Consider the following 23,013-nt stretch of genomic DNA (forward strand, 5'->3'; position numbering starts at 1 on the left):
CGGTAGTCGTCCGTGCCGAGCGGGGACGGGCGATCACATGGGACGGGCGGTGTGTGGTGGCTCCGGCGGCAGGCTCGGGGCCAGCCGTCGCAGCGACGCGAACGTCGGAACGAGCGCGTCGTACAGCTCGGAGAAGAGCGGCAGCAGGGCCGCGTACGTGGCGGCCGAGGCCGGGTCGGGGCGTACCGTCTCGTCGATCTCCACCAGGTCGGCGGCGACATCGATGGACGGGATCAGGCCGAGGGCCTGCATGCCGAGCAGCGCGGCGCCGAAGCTGGACCCCTCGTGCCCGGCGGGGAAGCGCACCGGCATGCCGAGCGCGTCGGCGAGGATCTGCCGCCACAGCGGGCTGCGGGCGAAGCCGCCGCTGGCGCGGACCTCCCGGACCTCGTTGCCGGCCGCGCGCACCGAGGCCAGCACCAGGGCGAGCTGCTGGCAGACCCCCTCCAGCGCCGCCCGGACCAGGTGCTCGCGCCGGTGGCCGTGGGTCAGCCCGACGTACGCGCCGCGGGGCAGCGCGCTCCAGTGCGGCGCCCGCTCGCTGAGCAGGTACGGCAGCATGATCAACCCGCCGGACCCGACCGGCGCCTGGGCGGCCAGGTCGAGCAGCTCCTCCTCGGCGTGCTCGCCCAGTTCGGGGGCGAGTGCGTCGCCGGCCCACTGCAGCACGATGCCGCCGTTGTTGATCGCGCCGCCGACCACCCAGCGGTCGGCGGTCAGCGCGTAGCAGAACACGCCGCCGAGCGGGTCGACGGCGGGCCGTTCGACGGCCACCCGCATCGCCCCGGACGTGCCGATCGAGCAGGCCATCACGCCGGGCTTGACGGCGCCGAGGCCGAGGTTGGCCAGCGGGCCGTCCCCGGCGCCGACGACGATGGGGGTGGCGGCGGGCAGGCCGGTCGCCGCGGCCGCCTCGGCGGTGAGGCCGGGCAGCACGGTGGTGGTGGGAACGAGCTGCGGCAGCTGCTCCTCGGTGATCCCGGCGATGCGGAGCGCCTGCGGGTCCCAGGCCAGCTTGTGGATGTCCATCAGGCCGGTGGCGGAGGCGACCGAGTGGTCGATGACCAGCGTCTCGGCCAGCCGCAGCAGGACGTAGTCCTTGATGCCGACCCAGTGGGCGACCCGCTCGAAGAGCTTCGGCTCCTGCTCGGCGTACCAGACGAGCTTGGGCAGCGGCGCCATCGGGTGCACGGGCGTGCCGGTGCGGCGGTGCAGGGCCAGCCCGGACGGCGCGGCGCGCAGCCGCTCGGCCTGGGCGCTGGCCCGGGAGTCGGCCCAGGTGATCGACGGGGTGAGCGGGGTGCCGTCGGCGTCGAGCCCGATCAGGCTGTGCATCGCGGTGCTGAACGACAGTCCGGCGATCGGCTCGGCCAGCTCGGCGACCAAGGCCCGGATCGATTCGATCACCGCGTCGAGGATCAGCTGGGGGTCCTGCTCGGCGTAGCCCGGATGCGGCTCGTCGAGCGGGTAGCCGGCCGAATGGGCGGCGAGCTGCCGCCCGTCGGTGTCGTACGCGACGGCCTTGGTGCTGGTGGTGCCGATGTCCACGCCGACCACGACAGTGGAGGTGGTGTCGCCCACCGGTCCACCTCCTCGCCCCGAGGGCCACGGCGCTCCCCGGCTGCGGCTGACGTTACCGACGCCGCGACTCCCTCGCACGGTGAAAGTGGTCCGCCCCGGAGGACCCGGCCGCGGCCTCGAATCGACGCAGCGGGTTCGGCCTATCGTGCGGGTCAATCCACCGATCGGTCAGATTAGCGACTTTCGCGTGTCTTGTCGGCCTTCCGTCACAGTTGATGTGTATGACACCCCGATTGGTGGGCTCGCGCGGCGGAGGAGTCGGCGTGGCGAAGACTGATTCGACGGGTTCCACTTGGCGTTACCGGTGGGCGCACCGGCAGACCGACCGGCGGCAGCGGACCTTCCGCGACGCCGACATGGCGTGGCGACGACGCGACGACGCGCTGCGCCGGCTGCGTACCCTCGCCGGCTCCTTCCAGGGCTCGGTCGAGGCCGGCGCCGGCCTGCCGATGGAGCTGGCCCCCGGCGAGGTCGTCTTCTGGACGCTGCCGGCGGCGCAACTGGTCGAGGTGCGGCACACCGCGGTGCTGCCGGCCCCCGAGCTGACCGTCGACCCGGACCCGCCGACGCTGCGCCCGCGCCGGCCGGAAGGCATCAAGGTCACCGACGCCGGACTCGCCGTCCTCACCAACCGCCGGCTGGTGCTGCTCGGCGGGCGCGGCCGGCGCGACTGGGCGTACGGGCGGATGACCGGACTGGCCCACGACCCGGCGGCCCCGGTGACGCTGATCCAGGTGCTGGACCGGCGGCGCACCTCCGGTCTGCTGCTGCCGACCGGTGCCGTCGCCGACTTCCGGTTCAAGCTGGCCCTGGCCTTCGCCGACGCGATCGAGCAGCGCGCCGCCGTGATCGCCCAGCTCGACGAGCTGCTCGCCGAACACGCCCAGACCCAGCCGTTCCGGCCGGGCATCGTCACCCCGGCGCAGGCGCGGCCCTTCGCGCGGGTGCCTGGCGGCCGGCGTACCGTCGCGGTGGCGGCGGCCCTCGCCCTGGTGGTGCCGGCGATGCTCTTCGAGTCCGACCCGCCGGTGCGGCCCGGCTCGGACGTCGCCTCCGCCGCCACGCCGGCGGCCACCGCGACCCCCGCACCCCGACCGGTGGGGCCGGCGGTGCAGGTCGAGGCGACCATCGCGCCGAAGCCCCGGAAGAAGGCCACCCCCGCGCCGACGCCCCCGCGGCCCCGCACCGCCGCGCCGCAGCCCGCCGGGGAGAGGCGCTGCGGCGCCCCGGCCAACCCCTTCGGGTACGACTTCTGCGGCGGCTATCGGATCCGCAAGCCGGCCGAGCGGACCTGCGACTTCTTCGAGTGCGCCCCGGGCTTCTGGTCCGGCCGCGGCTACCTGGTGCAGTGCCGCGACGGGAAGGTCAGCCTGACCGGCGGCCAGCGGGCGGCCTGCGCCGACCACCAGGGCGTGCGCCGCACCGTCTTCACCTGATCCGATGGTGGAGCCCGCCCGGCCGGTGTCCGTCAGCCGGGCAGCTCGACGCGGAGCCGGCGGGCCAGCTCGCGGTGCGCCGCCGTCAGGGCCGCCACGCTCAGGGCGAGCATCTCGTCGGCCGGCATCGGCGCCGAGAGGGTCACCTCGTACACCTCGCGGTCGGGGTGGTCCGCCCGGGCCACCTCCGGCCGGGCGGTCAGCGCGGCCACCACCAGGTCGTCGTCGAAGACGTCCGGGCCGGTGTCGACCACCGCCTTGATCTCCTCGCCGAGGCTCAGCGTCCACGACAGTCCGTCGGCGGTCGCCACGGTGACGTTCGCGAGTAACTCCTCGCGGGTGAGCGCCATGTCGGGGTCGCCCGGGGTGAAGACGAGGTCGGCGAAGTGCGGGGGCGCCTGTTCCAGCACCGCCCGCACCGCCGGCCGGTCGGCCAGTCGGGTGCCGTCGTAGGCGTCCCATCCGCCGTGCGAATCGGTCGGTGCGACCCCCGGCACCGCGTAGCGGCGGCGTCGCAACCAGGACATGGGCCCACTGTCCGGCAGCAGACCGCCCGCCGCAACCCCGCCCTGCCGGTCAGGCTGGGCCGGCGTCGTCAGGATGGGGCGCCGAAGTCGGGGACGGTGAGCGTGCCGTCGGCGGCCAGCGGGAAGCCCGGGTTCCAGGCGATCTCCCACAGGTGACCGTCCGGGTCGGTGAAGCAGCCGGCGTACCCGCCGTAAAAGGTGTCCCGGGCCGGGCGGGTCACCGTCGCCCCGGCGTCGGCCGCCTCGCGCAGGACCGCGTCGACCTCCTCGCGGCTGCGCACGTTCTGCGCCAGGCTCAGCCCGCCGAAGCCGTCGGCGCCCCGGTCGGTCAGGCCGGCGTCGTCGGCCAGCTTGTCGCGCCCCCAGAGCACCACCGCCAGCCCGCCGGCCTGGAAGAAGACGGTCTGCTCGATCTCCTGGCCGCGCCAGCCGAGTCGCCCGTAGAAGGCGCGGGCCCGGGCCAGGTCGGCCACGCCGAGGGTGACCAGGCTGATGCGTTGCTCCATGTGGGGACCGTATCGACTCGTCCCCGGCCGGGAGCGAGTGCCACGCCGCCCCGCTCCGCCATCCTCCGTTCGACCGCGATGGATCCACCGAACCGGTCCACCGCGACCGCGTGTCCTGCGGCGGCCCGGGCGGTTGTACCTGGATGGACGCGGAAACCCTTCGCGATGAGAGGCGACCCGGTGACGGCGACGGACGGCACGGCCTCAGGCTGGCGGACCCGGTGGGTCAGGCGGGAGAACGAGCGGCGGCGCACGGCGTACGAGTCCGCGATGGAGGCGTGGCGCCAACGCCACGACGAACTGCGGCAGGTCTGCGCCTGGGCCGAGGAGGCCGAGGAGCGGGCGGCACCGCCGGTCGGGCTGCCCGTGACTCTGGAGCAGGGTGAGGCCGTGGCCACCGTGCAGGCCGCGGTGGACCTCATCGAGGTGACGGCCCGGCACGCCACCGGTCTGCCCGCGCCCGAGCTGACCGTCGTGCCCGCGGAGGACACCGGCCGGTCGCCACGGCTGCCGAAGGGCGTGGCCGCGGTCGACTCCGGGACGGCGGTGGTGACCGACCGGCGGTTGATCCTCGTCGGCCGCGACGGGACCCGGGAGTGGGCGTACGCGCAGGTCGCCAGGGTGGCGCACGATCCCCGGGAGCCGTACACCCTGCTGCACGCGCACGATGGGGGCGGGATCGGGGGAGTACGGGTGCCCCGGTCCGCCGCGTCCGCCTTCCGGCTGCGACTCACCCTGGCGTACGCCGAGGCGACGGGAGCGCGGGACTCGCTGCTGGACCGGCTCGACGAGGCGGTGGTGGCGCACTGGCGCAACCGGCCCGCGACGCCGGCTCCCGCCACGCCGGACGAAGCCCCGGTGGTCGCCCGGCTCGCCCGCCCGGCGCTGGTCGCCGCCGTCGCGGTGCTGGTGGCCGTGGCGGCGGTCGCGGGCACGGTCCGCTGGTCGGGGGCGGACCGCCCGGTGGTCGGGATGCAGGTGGACGACGGTGTGGCCCCGCTCGACCCGAGCGCACCCTCGGCGTCCGCCTCCGTCGGCGCGCCGGTCAGCTCCACCGCCACCCCCGGCGCCGGGCCCGGCGGCCGTACCGCGCCTGCCAGCTCCCTGCCCGGTACGGCGCCGGTGGCGCCCAGCTCCGGACCGCCCACGGCGGGTGCGCCGAGCCCCACCGGGGGCGGCTCGCCAGCCACGCCCCCGAGTGGGCCGACGCCCAGCGGCACCGGCGGCCCCGATCCCAGCCCGTCCGCCGGCTCACCGAGCCCGACCCCGGGCGACCTCTGCGGCGCGCCGGAGAACCCGTACGGCTACAACTACTGCGGCGGCTCCTACGTCTACGACCCCGCCGCGGACGTCTGCGACTGGTTCGCCTGCGCCGCCAACTTGTGGAACGGCAAGGGCTACCTGGTGCAATGCGAGGACGGCCTGATCAGCAGGACCGGCCTGCCGAGGGGTCCCTGCGCCGACCACGGTGGCACCCGGCGCCCGGTCTACGTCTGACGGACGGACCGTCGATCCCGTCCGATTCAGGGCGCGGGCCGCCGAACCGGAAGCAGTCCACCGAAGACGAGCGCGGCGCCGACCGGCAGCAGGTCCAGGTCGACCGCGATCGCGACGAAGCCGACCAGGACGAGCACCGGCCCCCACGCCGGCAGCAGCCGGACGACGGCGGCCCGGACCAGCAGCGTCAGCAGACCCAGCTGGAACAGCGCCGGCCCGCCGATCAGCACCAGGTCCGGCGGCGACACCGCGTCGGCGAAGCGCGGGAACAGGTCGCCGAGGATCACCCAGCCGAACGCGGCCGCGCCCACCAGCCCGGCCACGGTCGCCACATCGGTGAGCACCCGCTGCCGCGGCGAGGTGGCGAGCAGCAGGCGGCGCAGCTCGACCATGAGCACGGCGAACAGGACCATGCCGAGCAGGAACAGGCCGTGCCCGGCCAGCCAGGGCCACCCGGATTTGTCGCGGTACCCGTCCAGGCCGTCGAGCAGGCGGAGGATGCCGTAGCCGAACAGCAGCAACGACGCGGTCAGGGCCGTCGGCCGCAACCAGGCGTGCGGGGCGGGCGCGGTCGCGCGGGAATCGGTGGTGATCATTGCGTCAGCCTGGCAGCGGGACGGGGCGGGGACATCCGGGGTCACCCCCAGCGGCCCCGGACGGGCGACCCCGGTTCGGCTCGGGGGGCGCCCGCCCGGCCCGTTAACCGCTCGCCGGTACGGCGGGCGGGGCGCTACCGTCCCGGCGTGTCCCGCACCGTGACCCTCGTCCTGGTCGACCAGGCCGGCGCCCCGCTGGGCGCCCTCCCCCTGTACGACGTGCCCGAGCCCTGGTGGCAGGAGGTCGGCTCGGTGGTCACCGAGGCCCGCCAGCGGCACGGCCTCGACGTGGCGGTGCTGCGACTGCTCGCCGCGGACCGTCCCGAGCCGCCGGGCGGCCACCTCACCTATCTCGGCCAGGTGGCCGAGCGGCCGACCGTGCCGCTGGACCCGGCGTCGGTGGACCTGTCGCCGCACCCGCTGCGCGCCCCGTGGGCCGAGCCCGGCGGCCCGGCCCGCAGCCTCGCCTGGGCAACCGCGCAGCTGCAACGCCTCCGCCGGCCGGCGACCGTCATCGGGCAGCAGCGCACCTGGAACCTCTCGGCGATCTGGCGCCTCGACGGGGAGCACGGCAGTGCCTGGCTCAAGCAGGTGCCCGACTTCTTCCGGCACGAGGGCGCGGTGCTGCGCTGGCTCGGTTACGCCGTGCCCGGTGCCGCCCCGACCCTGCTCGCCGACGACGGGTCGGGCCGGATGCTGCTCGACCACGTGCCAGGGGAGGACCGCTACGCGGCCGACGTCGAGGAACGGGCCGGCGTCGCCGCCGACCACCACGCCATCCAGGTCCGCGCCGCCGACGACGTGGCGGCGCTGGTCACGGCCGGCGTACCGGATTGGCGGGGGTCGGCCCTGGCCCAGTGGATCCGCGCGGCCCTCGCCCCGCACGACGTCTCCACCGTGGACGGCCTGCTCGCCGGCCTCGACGACCGCCTTGACGAGGTACGCCGTTGCGGGCTGTCCGACACCCTCGTCCACGGCGACCTGCACCCCGGTAACGTGCGTGGCGACGGCGAGCGTCGGGTGATCATCGACTGGGGTGATGCCTTCGTCGGCCACCCCGCCTTCGACATCCTGCGGCTCACCGAGACCCTCGACCCGGCGACGGCCGGCCCGCTGCTGGCGGCGTGGGCGGCCCGGTGGCGGGCCGACGTGCCCGGCTGCGACCCGGAGCGGGCGGTCGCGCTGCTGCGCCCGGTCGCCCCGCTGCGGCTGGCCGCGGTGTACGCGATGTTCCTCGCCGGGATCGAGCCGAGCGAGCATCCGTACCACGCGGGCGACGTGCCGGCCTGCCTGTCGCAGGCCGCGATTGCCGCCGAGGCGGAGCAGGGCAGCCTGACAGGCTGACCCACGGTGCTTGTATCAGCTCATTGACACAATCGGGGCGACCGATCATGCTCACTTGTGTCAGATGCTTGAGACAAGAGGAGGGGCCATGGCCGTCACGGTGATCCTCGGGCTCGTGGTTGTGCTGCTGCTCGCCGCCGCGCTGACCGGTCCATCGGCGCCGCCCGACCCGGCTACCGACCACATCCGGCGGACCACCCGGCGCTGGCGCTGGACCGGCCTGACCCTCGGCGTGGCGGTCGCCGCCGTCGCCGCCGGCGAGGACCCGCTCGGGCGTGGCGTGCTGCTCGCCGCGCCGCTGTTCGGCCTCTGCGTGCTGGCCGGCGTGGTGGCGGGGGAGAGCCGCGCCGTCCGCCCCGCCGGCACCACCCGCCGCGCGGCGCTGGAGACCCGACAAATCCGCCACTACCTGCCGCGCCGCCCCGCTACGGCGGTGGCCGCCGCCGGTGCCGCGCTGGCCGCCCTGCTGGTCGCCACCACCGCCGCCGGATCCGTCGACGACCTCGGCCGCGCCGGCCGCTCCCTGGCGTACGACTGCGGCGAGATCACCGGCTCCCACGGCCCGTGGGCCGGCTCGTTCTACAGCCTCCCGCTCGCCCTGGTGGTCGGCGTCGGCGTGCTGATCGCCGCGCTGGCGCTGTACCGGGTCGTCGGGCGCCCCCGTCCGCAGGCCGAGGCCGGTGACCTGGTGCCCGACGACGCGGAGCGGCGCCGCTCCGCCACCGCCGTCACCGGCGCGTGCGGCGTCCTGGTCACCATCCCACTGCTCGGCGTGTGCCTGGTCACCGCCGCCGGGCTGCTGGCCAGCCCGTGCCGGCCCCTGTGGTGGACCGTCGCCGCCTGGCTGCTGATCCTGCTCACCCCGATCTGGCTCGCGGTGCTGGGGTGGAGCGCCGCCGCCATTCTGAAACCCGGCGCCCGTGCCTCTCGGACCGACCCGGTGTCCGCGTGAGCGCGCCACCGACCCTGCGGGTCGACACGGACGACCCCACGCCCCCGTACGAGCAACTGCGGCGGCAACTCGTGGACCTGATCCACTCCGGAGTGCTCCACCCCGGGGAGCGGCTGCCGCCGCTGCGGCAGCTCGCCGGCGACCTGGGCCTGGCCGTCGGCACGGTCGCCCGCACGTACCGGGAGCTGGAGACCGCCGGCCTGGTCCGGTCGCGACGCGGCGGCGGCACCAGGGTGGCGGACCGGGTCGCCACGGCGCCGGCCGACGAACGCCGCCGCGCCCTCGACCGGCACGCGGCCGCCTACCTGCGGCAGGCCCGGCTGCTCGGCGCGGACCGGGAATCGGCACTCGACGCCCTCCGGCGGGTGTGGGCCGCCGAGGGCTGAGGTCCCTCAGGCCCGCCGCACCGGGATCCACAGCTCGGCGTCGGCCTGCTTCCCGTCCGCCGACACCCGGACCTTCGAGATCTCCGGGCCGGGCCGGCTCTCGTACGGGTTCGACGGGAACCACTGGGTGAACACGTCCCGCCACAGGTACTGCACCGCCTGGGGGAACTCACCGGAGACCTCGAAGACCGCCCAGGCGCCCGCCGCCACCGGCAGGCTCGCCAGATCCTCCGGCACGTCGGCGCCGGTCACCACCCCGTGCCAGTAGTCGAGCTCCGTGCCCTCCTCCCTGCTGCCGGCGAGGTCGTCGCTGACGTTGACGATGCCGCGCGGCTCCTGGTCCGACAGCGCCTCCATCCGGCGTACGGCCTCCGGGTCGATGCTCCGGATGAACGCGACGATCGCAGGGTTCATCCCCTCGTGGACCAGGGGGACGCGGGCCTTCCGTCCGACCAGGCGGAACTCGCCCATCTCCACGATCCGGTATCGCATGCTGGTGCTCCCTTCGACGACGAGTCGGAAGGACATCCGGGGCTGGGCGTGAAGCGCCGCCCCCGTACGCCGGGCTTCGCTCGGACCGATGCCGTGCACGGCGCGGAACGCCCGGGCGAACGCCTCGTTCGAGCCGTATCCCCAGCGCACCGCGATGTCGAGCAGCGACTCCTCGCCGGCGAGGACCTCCGCGCCGGCGACGGTGAGCCGTCGCCGCCGGACGTATTCCGACAGCGGGGTGCCGGCCAGCGCGGAGAACAGCCGTCGGAAGTGGTACTCCGACGTGACCGCGATCCGCGCCAGCTCGGCCACGTCGACCGGCTGGTCGAGGTGCCGCTCGATGTGCTCCATGGCCTGGTTGAGCCGTTCCAGCACCCGGCTCTCCTTCCGTTTTCCGCCACCGACGTTAGGCGCCGCCGCAGCGCCCGACCCGACATCATCGAGCCCGGCCCGGTCGGGCGGGAGCTGTGGTGCCTGCGGGGCGTACGCCTGCAACGCCTGCGGGCCGCCGCCGAGGACCGCCCGGCGATCCGGCCGGACGTTCCCGTGGACCTGGCGTACGACGAGACCGTCGTCGCCGTCCAACCGCCAACCGGGCTGCTCGGCGTGCCGCGTCACGCCGGCCTGGCCCCGGCCGTGCTGTCCGCGATCGCGGTCGCGCAGCCGGAGCCCGCGCCACCGTTGCCGGAGGGCAGCCGGGTGACCGACGCCGGCACGGCGGTGGTCACCGACCGCCGGATCGTCCTGGTGAGTCGGAAGCGGACCCATCAATGGACGTACGCGCAGCTGAGCGGCCTCACGCACCACCCGACGGTGCCGGTCACCCTGTTGCACGGGCCCAACGGGGCACTGGTGGTCGGCCTCCGGGTGCCGCGGGGCGCCGCGGCCCGCTTCCGGCTGCGACTCACCCTGGCGTACGCCGATGCCACCGGGCAGCGCCACGGCGTCCTCGCCCGGCTCGACGAGGCGGTGGCCGCCAACCGACGGACCCTGCCGGTGGCACCGGTGCTGGTCAGCGCCGCGCACGCACCCGGGTACGCCCGCCTCACCCAGCCCGCCGTCGCCGCGGCCGGAGCGGCACTCGTCGTCCTGGCCGCGTTCGCCGCCACGATGACCCCGGACCCGACCGGCCAGCCGGCCACCGCCCTGTCCACCGGCGGCGTCGTCGTACCCGCCACCACCACGCCGGGCACCGACACCGGTATCGGGCCGGTGGCCAGCAACACACCCGCGGTCGATCCGATCGTGCCGGGCGGGCCCGCCCCGGCCCCCGCCCCGGGGGGTATGGCCGCCGGCGGCCGCATGCCTCCGCCGGTCGACCGTCGCGCGCTGCTGGCCTCGGATTGCGCCACCGGCGGGGTGCCGCAGACCTCCCGACCGACCGGGCCCGCCTCCACCCCGGGCGGCACGCCCTCGCCGACCCCCGCTCCGCCCGGCTCACCGACGCCGACGCCGACGCCGACGCCGGCTCCGGCACCGGCTCCGGCAGTGGAGCGGTGCGGGGTCCCGCAGAACCCGTTCGGCTACACCTACTGCGACGGCCCGCTGATCCACGAGCCGGCCGCCGACGTGTGCAGCTACTTCGTCTGCGTGGACGGATTCTGGGCGGGCCGCGGCTACCTGATCCAGTGCGGGGACGGGACGGTGGGCATGGTCGGCGGCCGGTACGGCTCCTGCCCCGACCGTCCGGGCCGGAAGCAGCCGGTCTACGGGGTTGTCACGTCACATGATCTGCGCTGATGGTTCCGCCTCAGGGCCAGCGGTCAGCCGAGTCGACGCAGGGTGACCGGTTTCCGTCACCAACGCTAGGGGTCGCTTAGGGGCCGGACCCGATCCTGACCAGGAGGGATTGACCAGAACGTGACCATGGCCACCCATGGCCCGGTGCGCCGACCATCGTTGGGCTGATGAGCGACTGCGTGGCGCAGTGGCAGACCATAGTGGAGGGTCCAAGGATGAAGGAACGCGCCGAGTGGGACGACCTGCGCGAGCGCCGGGTGGCCGAGTCGGGCGCCGCGGAGGCGTACGAGGCCGCCCGGATCGCGTTCGAACTGGGTCAGGCGGCGCGGGAGTTGCGGGAGCGTAGGGGCCGGCTCCGTCTCCGCCGGCGCCCGGACCCTGCCTGACCACCTCCCGCCCGGACGTCCACGGAACCTTCGCGGGCCAGCGGACGTCGAAGGGGTGCGGAGGTGATCGGGGATGGGCGGACGGTCCTGGCTGGTATTGGTCGCCGCAGTGGCGGTGCTCGGTGGCTGCGGTGCGACCGGCAGCGGCCCCGGCGGGGATGACCTGGACAGGTTGCGCCAGCAGGCGCGCGACGCCCTGACCCGGTATGACAAGGCGGTCCTCGACGCCGGTGGGGCGCAGGGCTTCGTGCCGGTCGGGGAGCTGACCGGCCAGCTTGGCGACTGGGAACCGGCGAACGGGGACAACAACAAGCAGGCGTTGCTGGCCGGCCGGGTCGTCGCCGCCACGGCGCTGCCCGCCACCCGGCTACCGAGGGGAAAGGTGGTCTGGGAGAACGGCCGGACCCAGGTGGTTCCCCTGATCTCGCCCGAGGAGGCGTTCGCGCAGATCGCGGCGGCGGGCGCTGGCGACTGCTCCGGGTGCGTACCGCTGGAGGTCACCGCCGCGCGCCTGACCACGGTCCGGATCCTTACCACGCGCGGCCCGGCGGCGGCCCCGGCCTGGGAGTACACCCTCAACGGTACGGCGGTGCGACTGACCCGGATCGCGGTCGCCCCCTCGGCTGCCATCGTGGTGACGCCACCGCGATGGGGTCCTGAGTACCCGCACGGTGGGCTGGCGATCGAGTCGGCGACCGGGACCACGACGAGCGGGCGACTGGCCGTCGCCTTCACCGGCGCTCCGGACCCCGGAAGTCGGCCGTGCGGCGTCGACTACAGCGCGGAGGCCGTCGAGTCGATCAACGCCGTCGTCGTGATCGTCATCGAGCACCGCCACGCAGACGGCGAGACGTGCGGGGATATCGGAGCGCCCCGCACCGCGACTGTCGACCTGGCGCGACCGCTGGGGGAGCGGGCGGTCCTCGAGGTGCAGCAGGGGATGCCGGTCGCGCTGACGGTCACCGGCTGACCCTCTCCGCCCCGGCGCTGCTGGTCGCCCGCCGCGCCGACGACCCGGACGGGGCGGCGGACCTGGTCTGGTCGACGTGCTGATCACCGCCACCCGCCGCCGTGCGTCCTCCGCTGCGGTCGGCCGGGTTGGCGCACGGTGACCGGCGGGCCGAACCGGACCGGGACGCCGGGGGAGTAGAGCACGCTCGCGGGCGGTCCGGCCGGCGGCGGCAGCCCGGCGGCGGTGACCAGCTCGTCGTCCAGGTGCAGTAGCTCGGCCCGGTGCAGCGGCCAGCGGGGATGCCAGTTCGGCAGGTGCAGCGTGCGCCCGTACGCCCGGGTGTGCAGGCCCCAGCGGGCGGTGACGAAGTGTTCCAGCGGGGTCGGGTCGGCGATCGGCTCACCCACCCGGACCGTCATCCGGCTGGTCGCGCCGGCCGGGCCGGGCCAGCGGCGCCGGCAGCGGTAGGTCCAGCGGTCACCGTCCCGGTCCAGCCGCATCGCCGACCATTTGTACGGCAGCCGCAGGCTCAGCTGCGCGACCAGCACCAGGGCCAGCCGGGACGCGTCGAGCGAGCGGAACACCACCGCCCGCCGGCCGGTGTCGTCGACCGAGTACAGCCGGACGTTGGTCTCCCAGAAGCTGCCGAAGTACGGGACTCCCGGTCCCCGTCCGAGGCCCAGCCCGACCATCCGGATACCGATCAGGCCGACGTAGGTGACCCCGTCGAGCGTGTCGGGTCGGGTGCCGACGGGCAGCAGCGGCGCGACGACCTCCGGCGGCACGGCCCAGTGCACGAAGGTGAGGTTCCGCCAGCGTTGCCGCAGAACGGCCCGGGGGAACGTCCGCTCGGGCGCAGCGTCGACCGGCTCGATGTCCACGTGCCCATCCTGCCCGCACCGGTCGACCGCGGCCGATGTCCGCCGGTTGTCAGGTGCTGCGGATCAGGCCCGGCCCGGCGACGATGTCCACGTCGCCCTCGTCGACGTCGTGGCCCAGCTCGCAGCGGAGCGCCGCCCGGACGCGGTGGCCGCACTCCCGGTGGGTGGCGAGGACGGGGGGACCGGCGTCGTCGGCGGCCCAGGTGTCGCCCCAGTTGCGCAGCGCGGTGATGACGGGCAGCAGTTCACGGCCCTTGCGGGTGAGCTGGTACTCGTGGCGGGTGCGCTGCCCCGGCTCCCGGTAGGGGATCCGTTCGAGCAGGCCGGCGGCGAGCAGCTCCTTGAGTCGGGCCGCCATGGCGGGCTCGCCGAGGCCGACCCGGTGGACGAAGTCGTCGAAACGGCGCGTGCCGAGCAGGGCCTCACGCATGATGAGCATCGCCGACCTGCTGCCGACGATGTCCATCGCCCGGGCGATCGAGCAGTTCGCCATCGACCAGGCGTCCCGGTCGTCCCGTAGATCCGTCATATCGACCAGCGTACGGGCTGACTTGCGTTGACGCTAGTCAGATGCTTCACTGGTCCCTAGCTGGCTTGCTTCTGCAAAAGCTAGCTGGTCGACACTACTGCACAGACAGGACCGGCATGGACATCTCGGCTGCAACCGCCCTGGTCGCCGGCGCCAACCGTGGCTTCGGCCGGGCCGCCGACGCGTACGAGATCCTCGCCGACGACCTCAGCCGCGACGTGCGCGGCAAGCTCTCCGGCGGCGTGGCCGCGCTCTACCCGCAGCTCCCGTGACCGCCGCCCCTCACCTCTCGCCGCGCGCCACCGGCGCGGGAAGCACCGCCTTTCCCGCCGGCATCACCGCGGATCCGACCCCTCCAGGAGTCCCCGTGACCGACCAGCGAACCCTGGCCCCGACCGGGCCGGCCACCACCCAGCCCGCGTCGGCGCCGCCGTCACCCGCCCGCCGCAGCCAGGTGGCGACCCTCGTCGCGATGTGCCTGGGCGCGGCGATCACCTTCCTGCAGATCACCGCGACCGTCTCCGCCCTGACCACCATCCAGCGGGACCTGCGCGTCGAGCCGACCACCCTGATCTGGATCCCGAGCGCCTACACCCTGGCCGTGGCGAGCCTGGTCCTCTCGGCCGCCACGCTGGGCAACCGTTTCGGCCGCAAGCGGATGTTCGGTGCCGGCGTTGCCACGATGATCGCCGGCGGGGCCGTGGTGGCGCAGGCCGGCACCCCGGCCTGGGTGATCGCCGGGCAGCTCCTGGCGGGCATCGGCGGGGCGCTGATCCTGCCGAACAGCCTGGCCATCCTCGGTGCGACCTTCACCGACCCACACCGGCGCACCGAAGTCATCACCGCCTGGTCGGCCGCCTCCGGCATCGGCCTGGCGGTGGGCCCGCTCATCGCCGGGGCACTGCTGCGGCAGCACCACTGGCACACCGTCTACCTGTCCACGATCGTGCTGGGGGTGGTCACCCTCGTCGTCGCCGCGGTCGGAGTGGCCGAGTCCCGGCAGGGCACCGGCCGGCTCGACCTGCTGGGCCTGCTGCTGGGCACGGTCACCATCGCCGCGTTCGTCTACGCCCTGATCCAGGCCGGACGCGACGGCTGGACCAGCCCGCCGGTGGTCGCCGCGTGGCTCGGCTCCGCCGCCGCGCTGGTCGGGTTCGTCCTGGTCGAGCTGCGCACCGCCGCGCCGATGCTCGACGTACGGCTGTTCCGGTCGGCGTCGTTCAGCGCCGTCATGGTCGTCGCCGCCGTGTCGCTGTTCGGCTTCACCGGCGTGGCGATCCTGCTCGTCCTGTTCCACGAACGCGCCCAGGGCCTCAACCCGCTGGACACGGGCTGGCGGATGCTGGTGCTGTTCGGCGTATACGCGCTCGCCGCGTTCGGCGCCGGGCGGACCATCCGCCGCACCGGCTTCAAGGCGCCGCTCACCGCCGGTCTCCTCCTCGGCGGCCTGGCCAGCCTCGGCCTGGCCGCGCAGGGCCCGGCCACCACGTTCGGCCAGCGCTGGCCGCTGCTCGCGCTCTTCGGCGCCGCCTGCGGTCTGGTGGTTGCCCCCGCGACCGCCGCCGCGCTCGCCAGCGTCGCGCCCGCCCGGGCCGGCATGGCCTCCGGGGCGGTCAACGCGGCCCGCCAGGTGGGATCGGTACTCGGCGCGTCCCTGCTGGGCACCCTGCTCACCACCCGGCTGCTCGCCGAGCTGCCGGAGCGGCTCGCCGCGCACCAGGTCGCGGAGCCGGCCCGCAGCGCGGTGCAGTCGGCGGTGGCCGCCGGCACCAGTGGCACCCAGCCGCTGCCCGACCCGGTCCGGGCGGCGCTCGCCGAGGCGCTGACCGCGGGGGTGCAGGCGGGGCTACGCGTGAACGCCATCGTCTTCCTCGCCACCGCCGTGCTCGCCCTCGCTCTCGTCCGCAACCGGCCGCACCAGCACTAACGGGCATCACACAGGAAGCGATCAACTCGCCACGGGGCCGGCGTGACTCCACAGCGCCCGGACGGGACACCGGATCCGCCGGTTGCCGCGGTCGGTCTCGTCGTGCTGGTAGTCCAGCGTGGCGGCAGCCCGGTACTGCTCGCAGACGGCGTGGACTTCGGGTACCGGTTCGGGAGCGGCGAGGAACGATCGGAGCCAGAACCCGAGGCTGAAGTCCATGTCGGCGCGGCCGAACGCGTCGCTGGTGGGCACGATGTCGAGCACCGCGAGGCGGGTGACGGTGTCGGGGTGGTCCAGCGCCATCCGGTACGCGCAGCGCGCGCCGCGATCGTGCCCGACGACGGCGAAGGTGTCGTATCCCAGGAGCCGCATGACCTCCACAGGCTCGCGGCCCACCTCGCGCATGCTGTACGGCGCATGATCCGGTGTGCTCGGCGGCGTCCGTGGATGGTCGTTTCCGCGGTGGCGATGTCCAGTTCCTCGAAACCCTCGAACACCAGCTCCCGCCCCCTTCCCCCGATTGACTTCGGACCCGGACCGCGTCGCCGTGCCGATGGCAGTCATGCTCGATTCGCACGGTTCAACGATGAGAAGGCCTTGCCGCTGTTCACAGGAGAGCCAGAGCCGCGAACGGTGCCTGGCCCGGGCGTTGGGCCAGGTAGTCGCCCGACCCGTCCTTTGGCCAGCGACCCAACGGGCCCAAGGTGTTGCAGCGCGGAGCGTCCCGGTGAGCTGTGCGTCGTCGTGACGGACGACAGTGACCAGCCAGCGCCTGAGGACAGCCGCCTGATCATAGTCCGTTTTGCGGACTTATCTTCCGATAAGAAGCATCCGATCTTCTTTGGTTTGCCTGACTCCGGGGGTGCCGCCGTAATGGCTGGTCCGGGCGTTGTGGTGTGGGGCGGTACTGGACGGCGAATTTGATGTTGGGCCTGCTCTGGTACGTCATTGGTGATAGTCCGCTGCGGTGCCACTTCGTCCGGGCACCACCGGAGCGCTCCGCGCGGCGCCCGCATGTGGGCTCGGGCGAGTGGGAAGGTCGTTCTTGGGCACCAACCGTCAGCTGGTTGACGACCACTCTGGGTTGGCCGATGGTCGTCGCGCGCCGGTCGCCATGCAGGTTCAGACGTACGATCTATGTCAGGAGGTAGGGCATCATGGTCCGAGGCAGTGGCGCGCCGCCTGGCTCACGGTACGTGGACCAGCGGCACTTCGTGGTCGCCGCGACCTTGTCCGACTTGCGCGGCCCGGTCGGCGGTGTGGTGACGCTCGACCGGTCGCTGGACTGGTCCGGCGACAGCGTCTACGACTTGGATGATGCAGGCGATCTGCAACTGATGTATCAGACCGTGCTGAACCAGGCGAATTCGGTGGCCGACCTGTGCCGGTGGCTGGATGGCCGGACGCTACGCCGGCTGTGGCCGAGCCTGTGGCTTCCGGCGCGGCTGCGGGCGCTGTGGCAGGCACGCTTCCCCGAGCTGGCCATGCCACCGCAAGCGATGGCCGGTTAGGAGTGGACCCGGTCCACCTCCGCTTGGCGGAGATCGGTCTGCGGGTCGCTGCCCGTTTTGGGTTCGCGTTGGCCGGCGGCTACGCGGTGCAGGCCCATGGGATCCTGGACCGGCCCAGCGAGGACATCGACCTGTTCACTGCGTGGGAGCGGCGCGATGACTTCGCAGCAGCCGTGGACGCTGTCGTCGGCGGCTACCGCGACGGCGGCTACACCGTCGAGATCACGCAGCGGTTCGACACCTTCACCAGACTTGCGGTCACCGATCCTGCCCACTCGGAGCATCCGTACAAGGTCGAGCTGGCCGCCAACTGGCGCGCCCTGCCACCGGTGATGATGGACATCGGGCCGGTCCTGCACGCCGACGACGTGGTCGCCGGCAAGATGTCCGCCCTTTACACGCGAGCCGAGCCCCGGGACTTCCTGGACATCGACGCGGCCCTCGCAACCGGTCGCTACACCCGGACGCGGCTGTGCGAGCTGGCGGAACAGTCCGACGCGGGGTTCGACCGGCGCGTCCTGGCGGACCTGTTCGGGATGCTCGAACGTTACCCGGACCGGCGTTTCGCCGCCTACGGCGCTGACCCAGCCCACATCTGCGAGATGCGCAAACGCTTCGCACAGTGGCGCGAGGAACTTCTCGCCGGCCTGCCGTAGAAAGGTCCTGCTGGGGGCAGCGCGGTGTCCTGGTGGTAGGACCGCAATCGAAGCCATGTATCAATGGATGCGTGACGCGGACATCGATCAGTCATGCGGCCGCTGGCAGCGCTTGCGGATGTGCCGATGAATTGGCGCTGATCCGAGCCGAGCTGGCCGCCCTGCGAGCCGAGGTGGCACGGCTGACCTCGGGTGGGCGCGAGGTGCCGGCGCAGGAGCAACTGCTCCCTGGCGCATCCGCTGGTACAGGTACACGGGAGCGGCTCGTCGCTGAGCGGGTGGCGTTGTTCCGGTCGTTGTTCGTCGGCCGCGACGACGTCTACGCGCAGCGGTGGGAGAAGGACGGCCGCAAGGGCTGGTACCCCCAGCTCGAACGCCTACCCGGCCAGACGTGGCAGGAGGCCAAGGACGCCCGCCGGTACCGGCCGCTGACCGACGCGGTGCTCCACGACCACCTGGCCGGGAAGATCAGCGCCGGGTTGTATCCGATGCTGGCCGACGACACCTGCCGGCTGCTGGCCTGCGACTTCGACGGTGCGCAGTGGCAACTGGACGCGCAGGCGTACGTCCAGGCCGCCGGGGCGGTCGGGGTGCCGACGGCGGTGGAGGTTTCCCGCTCCGGTCAGGGCGCCCACGTTTGGACCTTCTTCAGCGAGCCAGTGCCGGCGGTGGAGGCGCGGGCGTTGGGGTTTGGGCTGCTGCGCGAGGCGATGGCGGTCCGCGGTGAGCTCGGGCTGGACAGCTACGACCGTTTCTTCCCCTCCCAGGACCACCTGCCGGCCAAGGGCGAGGGGCTGGGCAACCTGATCGCGCTGCCACTGCAGAAGCAGTGCCGCGACGCCGGCACCACCGTCTTCGTCGACCCGGAGACGTTCACGCCGTACCCGGACCAATGGGCTTACCTGGCCGGGGTCGCCAAGCTGGGCCTGGCCGGAACGCAGCGGTTGGTCGTCGATCTACGGCCGGTCGCGGTCGGTCCCGAGGCATCGTTGTTCCGCTCGGCGCTGCGGCCCGACGCGGCGCCACCTGTGGTGGTGCACGCCGAGTGGGCGGGGATGCTCGCGGTACGCCGGGCCGGTCTGCCGCTGGCGCTGCTGGCCTCACTCAAGCACGCCGCGTCGCTGGCGAACCCGGAGTTCTACAAGAACGAGAACCTGCGCCTGTCGAACTGGAACACGCCCCGGTACATCCGCTGCTACACGGAGGACCTCGAATTCCTGTACCTGCCGCGGGCCATGGTCGACAAAGCCGCGGAGTTGGTGGCGCAGGCGGGTAGCCGGCTGGAGATCGACGACCGGCGCGCCGACCCGCCAGGTATCGAGGTGGCGTTCACCGCGACGCTGCGCGACCGGCAGCCCGACGCCGTCGCCGAGCTCACCCGCTACGAGCACGGCGTGCTTGAGGCGCCGCCGGGCTTCGGCAAGACCGTCATGGGCTGCGCCCTGATCGCCCACCACAAGACACCCACCCTGGTCCTGGTCGACCGGGCGCCGCTGATGGACCAGTGGCGCGAACGCCTCACCACCGTGCTCGACATCGACTCGAAGCGGATCGGGCAGATCGGCGGCGGGAAGACCAAACCGACCGGGGTCATCGACCTGGCGATGATGCAGACCGTCGCCCGCATGGACGACGCCGCCGAACGGCTGTCCGGGTACGGGCTTGTCATCGTCGACGAGGCCCACCACGCCGGCGCCCCGACGGTGGAGAAGGCTCTGCGGCGCATCCCAGCCCGCCGCTGGATCGGCCTCACCGCCACCGCCTACCGCCGCGACGGCCTCGGCCCGATCATCTTCATGCACTGCGGCCCGAAGCGGCACAGCATCCCGATGGTCGACAAGTCTGATCCCGAAGCCCTGCACCGCAGCCTGCACGTGCACCAGACCGCGTTCGCCCTGCCCGCCGACGCCGACACCGCGAAGCCGGGAGCGATCACCTCCGTGGTGTTCGGCGGTCTCGTCGCCGACGACACCCGCAATGACCACGTCTGCCATGACGTGCACACCGCGCTCGACCGGGGTCGGAACTGCCTGGTCCTGACTCGGCAGACCGCCCACGTCGAGGCCCTCGCGCAGCGACTGCGGGACCTCGGCCACGAGCCGCACCTGCTCTACGCCACCCGCAAGACCAAGGACCTCAAGCAGGTCCTCGCCTTTCTCGCCGACCCGCCCGCCGACGGGCCGCCGTTGCTCGTCATCGCCACCGACAAGTACGTCGGCGAAGGCTACGACTGCCCGAAGCTGGACACCCTGTTCCTCGCCCACCCCGTGTCGTTCAGAGGCAGCATGGTCCAGTACGTCGGCCGGATCCTGCGCACTCACCCCGGCAAGACCAGCGTCGAGGTCCACGACTACGTCGACGAGCGGGTCGGCGTGCTCGCCGCCATGTGGCGCAAACGGTCCCGCTCGTACACCCAACTCGGCTTTGCGCTCACCGGCATCAGCGGCCGATGAGCGAACCCGCTGTCAGCCCAGGCCGGCGCGGTCGAGGCGGTCCAACAGGCTCGGCTTGCGGGCATGCTGCTGACGCAGCTCCCGTATCCTCCGGTTGAACACGGCAATCGCGCCGTCCCGCACGGCTAACGCCTTGAGGTCACCCAGGATGGCGACGGCCGCGTCGTACTCCTTCGGCCGCTTCGTCTCGATCATCGCCGCCACCTGCCGCCACGCCTGGTCCTGCCGCCCGGCCAACGCGTTCAGGCGTTGCTCGCGGGCGGCTGCGGCTGCCTGTTCCCGACGCGCCCGCTCGGCCGCCTCCCGCTCACGGGCGAGCCGTCGCTGTTGCGCCCAGCGATTCTCGGCTGCCGTCAGCAGGTCGCCGACGGTACGGCCGCCCCCCGTCGGCTGTTCAGCAGCCGGACTACGCAGGCGGCGCAGCGCCTCCGACCGCACCCGCGCGTCATCACCGCGCAGCAGCCGCACCAGAATGTCATCCTTCTCCGCCTCGGGCAGGGCCTTAACCCACCGGCTCAGTGCCGCCGCCGACGGGGCTTTCGTCTTCAGCGGCCCACTGGTCTCGGCCGCCACCGCGAGCAGGTCGGGGTCGAGGCGCAGGAACTCCGCGAACGCGTGCTGCGGCCCGGACAGGGTGCCCAGGCCAGCCGGGACGGGCGGTTCAGGATCGTCGTCATCCACCTCCCGGTTCTGCACGCCCAGCAGCCACGCCAGGTACAACGGCCGTCGGTCACCGGCGGCCAGTTCGGCCCGCACGGGAACGATCGAGGCCAGGTGACCTCCGCCGTCGTAGACCTCGTCGCCGTCCTCGTCCTCGCTGCTCACATCGAGGATCACGTGTGTGCGGGTCGCCCAGGACCGGGCCGACCCACCGACGCAGTACACGGCCACGGTGTCGGGATCCACGCTCCCGAGCGGCAGCCGGAGTGCGATCCGGTGGGTTCCCCAGTTCGTCAGGTAGAGGAATGCGTCGAAGTACCGTTCCATCCAATCCCGCGGATCGCCCTTGAGATCGCCCCACTGGTAGTCGTTGACGAAACTCGACGGCGTGATCCGCGCCCGCGTGGACAGCGCTCGCAACTCGCGTTGCTGCCCCGCCGTCAACGGCTGATCCACCGCGACGAACTCGTAGTACTGGTACTCACTCACCGCATAGCCTCCACGTGCACCCAGCATCCGCACACCCGCGACCCCCGGGCGCACTGACCGGCGAGGGTTCCGGCTTCCAGAATCCCAGGCCCCACAGCCTGCCCTATCTGACCACGAGGGCAAACCAACACGACCCCGCGGCGTCACCGCATCGGCCCGCCTCGGAAGGGTGCCGACTTCGGGCAGTCGTAAGGTTCCATCTGTGACGAGTCATTGGCCGGGCAGTGAGCCTGTGCAGCGATGTGCCGGACGCCTGCTCTCGTGGCCTTGATCGCGTCCATCCGCGTCCAGTGGGACCCGACGCTGTTGCTGTCAGACTAATGACCATGACGCCTTCCATCGCTCGATACGGCAGGCCCTGAGAGGTTTCCTGGCGCGCCCTCTACCTGCCTTGTGTCTCCAGGGCGTCGAGGTCTCGCTCGGCGTACAGCCGGTGCTCCCACTCCTCGTTGAGGATGATCAACAGACACTCGCGCACTGGGTAGCTGCGGGGCTCCGGCCAGCCGGGTGCCTCGACCGGTTTGGTGTGGCCGTCCAGCGACTCGTCGGTCAAACCGTCGATGACCTGGCGCACGGTGGACATCCGGTCGTGGCGCAGCTCGAGCACCGCGTCGAGCGAGGGTCGTGTGTCACGGTCGCGCGGCACCCCCGGCGTGTCGGGCATCTCGTCCCAGGGCAGGTCCAGGGGGTCCCACGGCGCCGAATCGCCGAGGATCGCCCGCCTGATCCAGGAGTCGGTGGCGAACACCAGATGGCGCAGCGTCTCGATGAACGACCACTCGCCGTCGACCGACTCGTGCAGCAGCTCAGGTCGCAGGCGGCGGGCCCGTTCGACGGTCCCGCCCCAGAGCCGCTCCAGGATGTCCCACCCCTCGCGGAAGCCGGCTGGGTCTGTCGGGCGCATCTTGGCCCGGTCCGGATACCGCCTGTCGAGCTCGGCGTTTACCAGAGGCCCGATGTCGACGCCATTGATCGTCAGGTTCTCAATCTCGCCGTGGATGTCCACGTCGACCAGCTCGACGCCGCGCATCACGACCCCGCGCAGGTCAGCACCGCGGAAACGGGCGTCGGTCAGGTCGACGGCGTGGAACTGCGCGCCGCTGAGGTCAACGCGCCCGAACCGCGAGTCACGAAGATCGACACGAATGAATTCAGCCATGCGACGACGCTATCGCCACGTGCTGACAATCCGCCTGTCGTGGGATGACCGAACCGAGTCATGCACTGGCGCCCATGTCGACGTGTCAGTTGCGGTTCCCGGCCCAGGGTGTGCAACTGTTGGCTGATTAGCTTAGCGAACCTATGTGGTACTTTCTTGATCATGTCGTTGCTGCGCCTGGGTCCGGCCGCTGAGTACATCGGTGTCCATCCTGTGACCCTGCGTCGGTGGGCGGATGAGGGACGGGTTGCGGTGACGTGGGTTGGTCGGGAGCGTCGGTTCGACTCTGCGTTGCTCGATGCGTTCGTCGGACGGGTTGAGGTGGAACGGCCGCGCCGTGAGGCGTTGTATGT

At 73.0% G+C, this 23,013-nt stretch carries 24 protein-coding genes; 14 read left to right on the forward strand and 10 right to left on the reverse strand.

The window, feature by feature from the left end; genetic code table 11:
• Nucleotides 1-33 precede the first annotated feature (33 nt).
• A complete protein-coding gene (locus SLP03_RS19195; RefSeq protein WP_319461985.1) occupies nt 34-1,581 on the reverse strand; it encodes a gluconokinase in 1,548 nt (515 codons plus the stop codon).
• Between the two features lie 263 nt (nt 1,582-1,844).
• Here SLP03_RS19195 and SLP03_RS19200 point away from each other — a divergent pair, with 263 nt between their 5' ends.
• On the forward strand, nt 1,845-3,017 hold the full coding sequence (locus tag SLP03_RS19200) for a hypothetical protein (RefSeq protein WP_319461986.1): 1,173 nt from the start codon (nt 1,845-1,847) through the stop codon (nt 3,015-3,017).
• Nucleotides 3,018-3,049: 32 nt separating this feature from the next.
• Here the strand turns inward: SLP03_RS19200 and SLP03_RS19205 are convergent, their stop codons facing one another.
• Both SLP03_RS19205 and SLP03_RS19210 read right to left on the reverse strand, forming a co-directional pair.
• Entirely contained in the window at nt 3,050-3,544 is a 495-nt protein-coding gene (locus tag SLP03_RS19205; RefSeq protein WP_319461987.1) for a hypothetical protein, read from the reverse strand.
• 68 nt (nt 3,545-3,612) lie between these two features.
• Entirely contained in the window at nt 3,613-4,050 is a 438-nt protein-coding gene (locus tag SLP03_RS19210; protein WP_319461988.1) for a VOC family protein, read from the reverse strand.
• Nucleotides 4,051-4,230: 180 nt separating this feature from the next.
• Between SLP03_RS19210 and SLP03_RS19215 the strand changes: the two genes are divergently transcribed.
• The gene (locus tag SLP03_RS19215) at nt 4,231-5,547 is read left to right on the forward strand and encodes a hypothetical protein (RefSeq protein ID WP_319461989.1); all 1,317 of its coding nucleotides are present in this window, start codon (nt 4,231-4,233) and stop codon (nt 5,545-5,547) included.
• 26 nt (nt 5,548-5,573) lie between these two features.
• On the opposite strand, the gene SLP03_RS19220 is transcribed toward SLP03_RS19215, so the two are convergent.
• Nucleotides 5,574-6,143, reverse strand: a complete 570-nt coding sequence (locus SLP03_RS19220; protein ID WP_319461990.1) for a hypothetical protein — start codon at nt 6,141-6,143, stop codon at nt 5,574-5,576.
• 147 nt (nt 6,144-6,290) lie between these two features.
• Here SLP03_RS19220 and SLP03_RS19225 point away from each other — a divergent pair, with 147 nt between their 5' ends.
• The 3 genes from SLP03_RS19225 (at nt 6,291) to SLP03_RS19235 (ending at nt 8,825) form a co-directional block, all read left to right on the forward strand.
• Nucleotides 6,291-7,487 carry an aminoglycoside phosphotransferase family protein gene (locus tag SLP03_RS19225; protein ID WP_319461991.1) on the forward strand — a complete coding sequence of 399 codons (1,197 nt, stop codon included), beginning with the start codon at nt 6,291-6,293 and terminating at the stop codon, nt 7,485-7,487.
• 88 nt (nt 7,488-7,575) lie between these two features.
• Complete coding sequence (locus tag SLP03_RS19230; protein ID WP_319461992.1) at nt 7,576-8,439, forward strand: hypothetical protein; 864 nt, start codon at nt 7,576-7,578, stop codon at nt 8,437-8,439.
• The gene (locus SLP03_RS19235; RefSeq protein ID WP_319461993.1) at nt 8,436-8,825 is read left to right on the forward strand and encodes a GntR family transcriptional regulator; all 390 of its coding nucleotides are present in this window, start codon (nt 8,436-8,438) and stop codon (nt 8,823-8,825) included. The genes SLP03_RS19230 and SLP03_RS19235 overlap by 4 nt, the downstream gene beginning before the upstream one ends.
• Nucleotides 8,826-8,831: 6 nt before the next feature.
• On the opposite strand, the gene SLP03_RS19240 is transcribed toward SLP03_RS19235, so the two are convergent.
• Nucleotides 8,832-9,692, reverse strand: a complete 861-nt coding sequence (locus SLP03_RS19240) for an AraC family transcriptional regulator (protein WP_319461994.1) — start codon at nt 9,690-9,692, stop codon at nt 8,832-8,834.
• Here SLP03_RS19240 and SLP03_RS19245 point away from each other — a divergent pair.
• The 3 genes from SLP03_RS19245 (at nt 9,660) to SLP03_RS19255 (ending at nt 12,413) form a co-directional block, all read left to right on the forward strand.
• The gene (locus tag SLP03_RS19245) at nt 9,660-11,057 is read left to right on the forward strand and encodes a hypothetical protein (RefSeq protein WP_319461995.1); all 1,398 of its coding nucleotides are present in this window, start codon (nt 9,660-9,662) and stop codon (nt 11,055-11,057) included. The two genes, SLP03_RS19240 and SLP03_RS19245, sit on opposite strands and share 33 nt — an antisense overlap.
• A gap of 167 nt (nt 11,058-11,224) precedes the next feature.
• Nucleotides 11,225-11,443 carry a hypothetical protein gene (locus SLP03_RS19250; RefSeq protein WP_319461996.1) on the forward strand — a complete coding sequence of 73 codons (219 nt, stop codon included), beginning with the start codon at nt 11,225-11,227 and terminating at the stop codon, nt 11,441-11,443.
• Nucleotides 11,444-11,516: 73 nt separating this feature from the next.
• Complete coding sequence (locus SLP03_RS19255) at nt 11,517-12,413, forward strand: hypothetical protein (protein ID WP_319461997.1); 897 nt, start codon at nt 11,517-11,519, stop codon at nt 12,411-12,413.
• An 83-nt stretch (nt 12,414-12,496) separates the two neighbouring features.
• Here the strand turns inward: SLP03_RS19255 and SLP03_RS19260 are convergent, their stop codons facing one another.
• Both SLP03_RS19260 and SLP03_RS19265 read right to left on the reverse strand, forming a co-directional pair.
• The gene (locus tag SLP03_RS19260; RefSeq protein WP_319461998.1) at nt 12,497-13,276 is read right to left on the reverse strand and encodes a DUF2071 domain-containing protein; all 780 of its coding nucleotides are present in this window, start codon (nt 13,274-13,276) and stop codon (nt 12,497-12,499) included.
• Nucleotides 13,277-13,325: 49 nt separating this feature from the next.
• A complete protein-coding gene (locus SLP03_RS19265) occupies nt 13,326-13,805 on the reverse strand; it encodes a helix-turn-helix domain-containing protein (RefSeq protein WP_319461999.1) in 480 nt (159 codons plus the stop codon).
• Between the two features lie 116 nt (nt 13,806-13,921).
• Here SLP03_RS19265 and SLP03_RS19270 point away from each other — a divergent pair, with 116 nt between their 5' ends.
• A complete protein-coding gene (locus SLP03_RS19270) occupies nt 13,922-14,077 on the forward strand; it encodes a hypothetical protein (protein WP_319462000.1) in 156 nt (51 codons plus the stop codon).
• Between the two features lie 95 nt (nt 14,078-14,172).
• The gene (locus SLP03_RS19275; RefSeq protein ID WP_319462001.1) at nt 14,173-15,732 is read left to right on the forward strand and encodes an MFS transporter; all 1,560 of its coding nucleotides are present in this window, start codon (nt 14,173-14,175) and stop codon (nt 15,730-15,732) included.
• A 21-nt stretch (nt 15,733-15,753) separates the two neighbouring features.
• Here the strand turns inward: SLP03_RS19275 and SLP03_RS19280 are convergent, their stop codons facing one another.
• Entirely contained in the window at nt 15,754-16,296 is a 543-nt protein-coding gene (locus tag SLP03_RS19280) for an alpha/beta fold hydrolase (protein WP_319462002.1), read from the reverse strand.
• Between the two features lie 632 nt (nt 16,297-16,928).
• Between SLP03_RS19280 and SLP03_RS19285 the strand changes: the two genes are divergently transcribed.
• From SLP03_RS19285 to SLP03_RS19295, 3 genes are all read left to right on the forward strand, one after another.
• On the forward strand, nt 16,929-17,243 hold the full coding sequence (locus tag SLP03_RS19285; protein WP_319462003.1) for a hypothetical protein: 315 nt from the start codon (nt 16,929-16,931) through the stop codon (nt 17,241-17,243).
• A 2-nt stretch (nt 17,244-17,245) separates the two neighbouring features.
• Nucleotides 17,246-17,899: a nucleotidyl transferase AbiEii/AbiGii toxin family protein gene (locus tag SLP03_RS19290; protein ID WP_319462008.1), complete on the forward strand. Its 654-nt coding sequence runs from the start codon at nt 17,246-17,248 to the stop codon at nt 17,897-17,899.
• Nucleotides 17,900-18,030: 131 nt separating this feature from the next.
• Nucleotides 18,031-20,352: a TOTE conflict system archaeo-eukaryotic primase domain-containing protein gene (locus SLP03_RS19295; protein ID WP_319462004.1), complete on the forward strand. Its 2,322-nt coding sequence runs from the start codon at nt 18,031-18,033 to the stop codon at nt 20,350-20,352.
• 12 nt (nt 20,353-20,364) lie between these two features.
• Here the strand turns inward: SLP03_RS19295 and SLP03_RS19300 are convergent, their stop codons facing one another.
• Nucleotides 20,365-21,501 carry a hypothetical protein gene (locus SLP03_RS19300; RefSeq protein ID WP_319462005.1) on the reverse strand — a complete coding sequence of 379 codons (1,137 nt, stop codon included), beginning with the start codon at nt 21,499-21,501 and terminating at the stop codon, nt 20,365-20,367.
• A gap of 382 nt (nt 21,502-21,883) precedes the next feature.
• A complete protein-coding gene (locus SLP03_RS19305) occupies nt 21,884-22,660 on the reverse strand; it encodes a DinB family protein (RefSeq protein WP_319462006.1) in 777 nt (258 codons plus the stop codon).
• A gap of 162 nt (nt 22,661-22,822) precedes the next feature.
• On the opposite strand from SLP03_RS19305, the gene SLP03_RS19310 reads away from it, so the two are divergent.
• Nucleotides 22,823-23,013 (forward strand): excisionase family DNA-binding protein (locus tag SLP03_RS19310; protein ID WP_319462007.1); only part of this gene is annotated, 191 nt, incomplete at its 3' end.

The organism is Micromonospora sp. RTP1Z1, from assembly GCF_033804685.1.
Taxonomy (GTDB): Bacteria; Actinomycetota; Actinomycetes; order Mycobacteriales; family Micromonosporaceae; genus Micromonospora.

Excerpts from the sequence above, each read along its gene's own strand:
- SLP03_RS19205 (WP_319461987.1), bottom strand. The coding sequence starts at position 3,544 with ATGTCCTGGTTGCGACGCCGCCGCTACGCGGTGCCGGGGGTCGCACCG.
- SLP03_RS19210 (WP_319461988.1), bottom strand. The coding sequence starts at position 4,050 with ATGGAGCAACGCATCAGCCTGGTCACCCTCGGCGTGGCCGACCTGGCC.
- SLP03_RS19220 (WP_319461990.1), bottom strand. The coding sequence starts at position 6,143 with ATGATCACCACCGATTCCCGCGCGACCGCGCCCGCCCCGCACGCCTGG.
- SLP03_RS19230 (WP_319461992.1), top strand. The coding sequence starts at position 7,576 with ATGGCCGTCACGGTGATCCTCGGGCTCGTGGTTGTGCTGCTGCTCGCC.
- SLP03_RS19250 (WP_319461996.1), top strand. The coding sequence starts at position 11,225 with ATGAGCGACTGCGTGGCGCAGTGGCAGACCATAGTGGAGGGTCCAAGG.
- SLP03_RS19255 (WP_319461997.1), top strand. The coding sequence starts at position 11,517 with ATGGGCGGACGGTCCTGGCTGGTATTGGTCGCCGCAGTGGCGGTGCTC.
- SLP03_RS19265 (WP_319461999.1), bottom strand. The coding sequence starts at position 13,805 with ATGACGGATCTACGGGACGACCGGGACGCCTGGTCGATGGCGAACTGC.
- SLP03_RS19270 (WP_319462000.1), top strand. The coding sequence starts at position 13,922 with ATGGACATCTCGGCTGCAACCGCCCTGGTCGCCGGCGCCAACCGTGGC.
- SLP03_RS19280 (WP_319462002.1), bottom strand. The coding sequence starts at position 16,296 with ATGACTGCCATCGGCACGGCGACGCGGTCCGGGTCCGAAGTCAATCGG.
- SLP03_RS19305 (WP_319462006.1), bottom strand. The coding sequence starts at position 22,660 with ATGGCTGAATTCATTCGTGTCGATCTTCGTGACTCGCGGTTCGGGCGC.